Here is a 2438-nt window from a genome sequence, read left to right as displayed (position 1 = left end):
TCACATTATGTGTTATTTAATCAACATAATCCTAATTTCACACATAACTCACATTAATATTGATGATTTTTGATAGATGAAGGCGTATAAGCCATTTATATCAATGATAATGGCACTAAATTATTCACATTATGTGTTATTTATCTACTTATCCACGAAATTTAATTTTTTTCTTATGATTTCTTGTAGATATTTGAATGTATATAGACAGCTTATAACATGTTTTTATGGAAGTATGTGTGGAAATATAGATAGGTACTATACTATTTTTGTATATGATTGCATAAAAAAAGACTCTATTTTGAATAGAATCGAGTAAAGTTACTTATTGTGAAGAATGAGTAAAATTCTTTTAAATAAACGTATCAACACGAATAGCCCTCTATCTTGAATTTTTTTCAAAAATAGAGAGCTGATTATGATTAGTTCGTTTTCATTGCTGTCAGTACTTGCTCAGCCGTTGTTACTGGGATACCAGCGCGTATTAACTGTTCAAAGGCACGCATAAATGTAATTAAATTAAAGTTATCAGGTACCTCAATAACGCGAAGCTTTTCTTTCGGTAATCTATCTATCTTCTCAATGAACAATTCCCGAACATCACTAGGAATAGAGCGTTCTTTATGTCCTCTTACCTTTAAGAGTTCACGTATTTCTATTTCTAAAGCCATATAAGCGTTTAGGTTTGTACCTTGTTCATAAGCGTACTTTCTAAACAACGTTTCTTCTTGATACTTTAGATAGTTGCGGTGATAAGATTCCTCTGTAACAGGTACAGCAAATTTGTAATTTAGTAATTCATACGTTTTGCGGAACAACTTTTTGATGTTTCTTAGAGAGTACATAGAGAAATGTAATCCGAAATCAAATACAGCTTGTTCTTTTTGTTCTTTTGGAACATGTTGTGTAATCAGAGGATAAATACCCTCTTTAGCTGCGGTATCAAGAATTTGATATTGTGATGTTTGATTTAATAATTTTTTCAGTGTATATACTAATTTGCTTGGATACTCTTCATTACGATCTATCATGTCACGTAAGCTATGAATTACGCTTCGAATTTGTCGATGGCATGTATATTTAAGTACATGGATAAACTTGTTCATGTCTTGTGTAAATTCACCAATATTCATTTCTTGTAGTACGGATTCGATAAAACGAGCTTTACGAGCATAAGTAAGCTTTGGTGTGAATGGATCGCGATACTGTACTTCTCCTGTTTCTTTTGCACATAAGAAATCCGTATGTAAGGATAGATATAGAGTCGTATATCTTTTTTTATTCTTAACCCCTTTTTGTAATTTACAAATTTTGAATAGTGGAGTCCCTGTACATGGTAATGCAGTTGTTAATTCTGTCATAACTGCGCGAATTTGATGTGGATATTTTTTATGTAAAAAGCGGTACATCCCACCAAAATGAGTTTTATTCCCTTTTTCATCTTGTTTGTCTAAGGAACGTTTTAGTGTAGTTTCACTGTGCTGTTGCATAGCAATATCTAAGAATAGCTTCTTAGATGCAACGGATAGCCCAAAGAAAGCTTTCGTAAATACCACGGGGCTAATATAAACATATGCATTGGCCTTTTCAGTTTCTTCATTCATAAAATGAGTTAATTTAATTGTATATCGGCCATCTAATTCATTTTCAATCGTAATAATGTTATGTATACTTAATTTCTTTAATGCAATATAGAATTGAGAATGCTGTATGTAAGCAAATTCTTCTTTATATAGTTTGTAATCTTCCCACATCATATGTATTGTTACATTTGGAATGATTCCATTCGTGTAACATTTTTTATGTAGATATAAGAAGACTTCCAAATCTGCGTTTGTAAGGCCATATAATTTATGCTTTCTTCCCATTGTTTCCGAAATAGCAGATAGTGTACGACGTGAAAAAGATGGTTTAGCCTGTGCTACGAAGCCATCCACATCGGCAATACGCTCCTCATATGTCATATGATCAACAATATCCTCAAGGTATGTATCTTTATAGCTGTAGTATTTCTCTTCGAAAGTTTCAACAAGTTTTTGCCAAGACTTCAGTGTTACTAAAACTGCATTTGTAGATTGTCCATTTAGACTACGTTGATTACGAATAATAAATGATTTTCCCATCTTTTTCACCTCCTACTTATAAATTCAGAAATAAATGCCAAAACACTATAAAATATACCAATTTTGATTATACCAAATCGAAATTTGCTGAAATGCGTCCCTTTAAGAGAAAAAATAAAAAGATGAAACGCCCTTTAATCCCTTGTGTATCAAGGGGTTTCAGGCTTCTTTATTTTTTTTTTATGGACATGATATGGCTATAGATTTTCATATTGGTAGAAAAGAAGGGAAATAGTAAAAAAACCTTGTAAACATGATTAAATCAACAGTTATATCGATTTTTTAAAAAATAAAAGGGACATGATATGGCTATAG

At 31.6% G+C, this 2438-nt stretch carries 1 protein-coding gene; it reads right to left on the bottom strand.

What is annotated here, in order from left to right:
- Positions 1-422: 422 nt before the first annotated feature.
- Positions 423-2123: a hypothetical protein gene (locus V7038_RS27735; protein WP_335695952.1), complete on the bottom strand. Its 1701-nt coding sequence runs from the start codon at positions 2121-2123 to the stop codon at positions 423-425.
- Between the last annotated feature and the right edge of the window lie 315 nt (positions 2124-2438).

Source organism: Bacillus sp. JJ783, from assembly GCF_036963225.1.
In the GTDB taxonomy this organism is placed as follows: Bacteria; Bacillota; Bacilli; order Bacillales; family Bacillaceae_G; genus Bacillus_A; species Bacillus_A cereus_U.
The sequence above is the reverse complement of the archived record's forward strand: the minus strand, read 5'-3'. Positions and strand labels throughout refer to the sequence as shown.

Excerpts from the sequence above, each read along its gene's own strand:
- V7038_RS27735 (WP_335695952.1), bottom strand. The coding sequence starts at position 2,123 with ATGGGAAAATCATTTATTATTCGTAATCAACGTAGTCTAAATGGACAA.